Origin of the sequence: Hydrogenophaga sp. (assembly GCF_018780385.1) — a bacterium.
GTDB lineage: Bacteria > Pseudomonadota > Gammaproteobacteria > Burkholderiales > Burkholderiaceae_C > Hydrogenophaga.
Genome location: NZ_JADMJO010000100.1, coordinates 1 through 4,221, shown reverse-complemented (window position 1 = coordinate 4,221; position 4,221 = coordinate 1). Strand labels below are relative to the sequence as shown.

Sequence of the window (4,221 nt, the reverse complement as noted above, 5' to 3'; positions counted from 1 at the left end):
GCGATGCCAACGCCCGGTGTCCTCCACAGGATGTCGGGCGTTTTGCCGTCTGGTATCGGCTTTGCCACAGAGGCCGAAAGTGCTCACCGCACCGACACCAACGCCCGCACCGCATCCCCCAACTCGATCACCGCCAGCGCGTAGTAACTGCTCCAGTTGTAGCGCGTGACCACGTAGAAGTTGTCCGTGCCGGCCACGTAGGTGGGTGGGGCGCCGGCGTTTTCCAGCAGCACCAGCGCGAGCTTGCCGGTGTGTTGCAAGGCCGGGCCTTCGAGCACGGCGCCTTTGGCGGTGAAGCTCTCCACGCCGAAGCTGGGCAGTATGTCGGGGGCGAGCAGGGTGTCCAGGTCGAGTTTGCTGGTGTCGAAGCTCACCGGGTAGTGGGTGGGCATGCCGGTTTGCCAGCCGAAGGCCTTGAAATAGTTGGCCACCGAACCGATCACGTCGGCCTGGCTGTTGAACAGATCCACCTTGCCGTCGGCGTCGAAGTCGATGGCGTATTTCACCCAGCTGCTGGGCATGAACTGTGGCCAGCCCATGGCGCCGGCGTAGCTGCCGCGCGGGGTCAGTGGGTCGGTGCCGGTGCGCTCGGTCAGGCTCAGGAATTGTTCGAGTTCACTTTTGAAGAACTCGGTGCGCGCTGCAGCTCGCGGGTGGTTGGAGGGAAAGTCAAAGGCCAGTGTGCTGAGCGCGTCGATCACGCGGTAGTTGCCGGTGTGCTGGCCATAGAGCGTTTCCACGCCGATCACGCCCACGATGAGGCTGGCGGGCACGCCGTATTCGATCTCGGCGCGGGCGAGTGTTTCGCGGTTGTCTTCCCAGAACCTTTGCCCGGCGCGCAGGCGAATGGGCTCAATGAAGCGGGCGCGGTAGGCGGCCCAGTTCTTGGGGGTGCCGGCGGGCGCGGGCTGCATGAGGCGCACGACGATGGGCAGGCGCTGCGCCTGGCCGATCTGCTGACGCACCCAGGCCGGGTCCAGGTTGCGGCGCACGGCGAGGTCGGTGGCGAAGGCCATGGCGGCTTCGCTCTGGTCGTAGGTGAAGACGGGCGCGGCCTTGGCCGCGTTGTTGGCCCGGGCCTTGGCCGGTGATTGGGCCAGGGCCGGTTCGGCCACCATGAGAGCGGCGGCCAGCACGGAAAGAAGGCGGTTCACGGATTGCAATGGGTGCCTTGATCGGTGTCGGTGGGGTCAGTTGTCTGGATTTCGGGGCCACGCCAGCCGCTGAAACTCGCGCTGCAGGCTGGAGAGTGTGGCGCTGCCCGGGCCAGGGCGCGCATAGCGCTGGGCCTCAAGCTGAAGCAGCCATTGTGCAAGCCGCGCGGCGGCACCGGCGTCCACGTTGTCATTGTTCCAGCGTTGTTGCACGCGCAGGGCCAGTTCGCGCGGCGGGGTGTGGTCGGCGCTTTCCAGACCCAGCTTGTGCAGCCGGGTGCGGGCGCGCCGCAGCAGGCGCAGCCAGGGGTCGTGTTGCTGGCGCTCCCACAGCGTCCACGCGGCGCCGAGCAGGCTCACCAGCACCACCACGCCAATGAGCACATAGGCCAGATCGGTCCAACTGGGGGATGTGAAGCCCAGGTTTTTCAGCAGGTCGAGCTGGCGGCCCTGGGTGTAGTTCAGCACCCACTGGTTCCAGCTGTTGTTCACGGCCTCCCAGGCGGCGCGCAGCTGGGCGGCGAGGTTGGGGTTGAGGTTGCCGATGGCGCCGGCCAGCGCGCCTTGCGGCGCGCGCAGGCGCTCGAACGAGCCGATGCGCCCGGGCGCCACGGCCGAAGTGGGGTCCACGCGCACCCAGCCCTGGCCTTGCAGCCAGACCTCGGCCCAGGCGTGGGCGTCGCGCTGGCGCACGGTCCAGTAGCCGTCCACGCCGTTGAGCTCACCGCCTTGGTAGCCAGTGACGATGCGCGCGGGGATGTCGAGCGCGCGCATGAGGATGACGAAGCTGCTGGCAATGTGTTCGCAGAAGCCTTCGCGCTTGTCGAACCAGAACTCGTCGGCGGTGTTCTGGCCGTACAGGCCGGGGTCCAGCGTGTAGCTGTAGCCGCCGGTGCGCAGGCGGTTCATGGCCGCGTCGATGAGCTTGGGGTTGGCCTCGGGGCCGGCGCCGTGTTCGCGCCGCAGCTCCTGCGCCAGCGCCAGGGTGCGCGGGTTGAAGCCGCCGGGCAGTGCGATCTGGTCTTGCAGAGCCACCACCTGGCTCTGTGGCCCGTAGCGGAACGTGGGGTAGCTCTCGGCGCTGTAACGCACCAGCGTGTTGATCGGGCGCTGCGTGAACCACTGCAGCTCGTTGCTCATGCGCACCGCGTTGTCGGGCACCTCCGGGCCTTGCGGAGTGGCTTCCAGTACAAACAGCCAGGGCCGGCGGTTGGGCTCCATGGTCACCTGGTAGCGCACAGGCTCGCCCGAGACGCGCAGGTCGGTGGGCAGCGCCATCGACAGCGGAAAGCCCGAGCGCAGGGCGCGCCATTCGACGCCGTCGAAATCGCTGAGCACCGGGCCGCGGAAATACAGCTGGCCCTGCGGCGGCGGACGGCCTTCAAAACGCACCCGCAAGGCAATGTTGTCGTCGAGCACCAGCTCGGCGATCTGGCCCACCTTCATGGAGCCCGAGAGGCCGCTGCGTCCGGTTTCGTCTTGCCCCGGCATGCCCCACAGCGGCGACAGGCGCGGGAACAACAGAAACAGCACCAGCATGATGGGCGCACCCATGAGCGCCATGCCACCGGCAATGCGCGCAGCCTGCGAGAGCGGCGGCCGGCCCACGGGCATGTGGGCATTGACCAGCGCGGTGAGCAGGCCCAGCAGCGCCACAAGAATGCCCGCGGCCGTGAGCAGCGACTGCGAATAGAAGAAGTGGGTGAGCAGCGTGAAGAAGGCGAGGAAGAACACCACGAAGGCGTCGCGCCGCGCGCGCATCTCCAGCGTCTTGAGCGCCAGCAACACCACCACCAGCGTCACGCCCGCGTCGCGCCCGATCAGGGTGCTGTGCGTCATGAAGGTGGCGGCCAGCGTGAGCCCGAGCAGGCCCACGCGCACGGGCCAGCCCGGCAGTGGCAGACCGCGCAGTGCGAGCGTGGTGCGCCACACCAGCACGCCCACGGTGAGCGCGGTGCACCACCAGGGTGTGTGACCCACCTGCATGAACGCCACCCAGCCGATGACGGCGAGCAGAAAGAGCGTGTCGCGCGTGTCCCGAGGGAGTGAGGCCCCCACGCTCCACCGCTGCGCGGGTCGCTGCCCCTCGGGGGGGCTGATCCGCCTTGGGGCGGCCCGGCGGCGGCTCGGCTCGTCTCCGTCACCCGATGTTGGCGTGTTCAACATATGGCCAGCGCCTCCAGGCAGCGTGCTCGGTGCGCCGGGCCCTGGTCGGGCGCTATGTCACGGCCGGGCACGCGCAGGCCGAAGTCCAGTCCCTGGCGGTCGGCCATGAGCACCCAGGCCGTCAAGCGCGACAGCCGCGCTTCCAGGCCCGCGCCGCCGCACTGCGCGTGGTCGAGCCAGAGCTGCTGGCGCTGGTGCGACAAGGCATCGCGGCTGACGAGATCGTCACGCCCGCTTGAGAACGCCTGCGCGGCCTTGCGCCACACCACGGCCTTGAGCGGATCACCCCGGCGGTAGGCGCGCACGCCGTCGAACTCACCGGTGCTCTGCACGCGCGCAGCGCCCGAGCTGCCGGCCTGCGGCTCGCCCGGGGGCAGCGGTGGCGGGTGGCTTTCGGGCTCGGGGTAGACCAGCACACCCGAGGTCGGGCGCCACACGGTCCACACGCGAAAGGTGCCGAGCGGAAACAGGGTTTGCGCACTCAGCGGCGGCAGCGGGTGCAGGCCACGTTCGGGCGACGGAAAGCTCACCTTCAGCTGGGCGCTGCCTTGTGCCGGCACGTCGGTCCAGGCCAGCGGGGCGTGCGTGGGGTCGGCGCCGATCACGCCCATGCCGATGCCGTAGCGCGTGTGCTTGCGTTCGCTGGACAGGCGCACGCTCAGCGTCACCGCCTGGCCGGCGTGCACCGGCTCGGGTGGTGTGAGCAGCAGCGTGATGCCGCGCAGATTGCCGTGGCACACATGCATGCCCACCACCGCGCTGCCGGCCAGCAGGAAGGTGAGCAAATAGCCCAGATTGAGCTGGTAGTTGATGCTGGCCACCAACAGCAGCAGCAAGGTGAAGGCCAGCATCCAGCCCGGGCGCGTGGGCAGGATGTAGACGTTGCGCTGGGTCAGCGTGA

At 68.8% G+C, this 4,221-nt stretch carries 3 protein-coding genes; all 3 read right to left on the bottom strand.

The window, feature by feature from the left end; all coding sequences use genetic code 11:
• Positions 1-83: 83 nt before the first annotated feature.
• Positions 84-1,016 carry a lytic murein transglycosylase B gene (mltB, locus tag IV113_RS22230; protein ID WP_291089711.1) on the bottom strand — a complete coding sequence of 311 codons (933 nt, stop codon included), beginning with the start codon at positions 1,014-1,016 and terminating at the stop codon, positions 84-86.
• Positions 1,017-1,190: 174 nt separating this feature from the next.
• Entirely contained in the window at positions 1,191-3,212 is a 2,022-nt protein-coding gene (locus IV113_RS22225; RefSeq protein ID WP_291089708.1) for a DUF3488 and transglutaminase-like domain-containing protein, read from the bottom strand.
• Positions 3,213-3,313: 101 nt separating this feature from the next.
• On the bottom strand, positions 3,314-4,221 hold a 908-nt coding region (locus tag IV113_RS22220; RefSeq protein ID WP_291089706.1), incomplete at its 5' end, for a DUF58 domain-containing protein.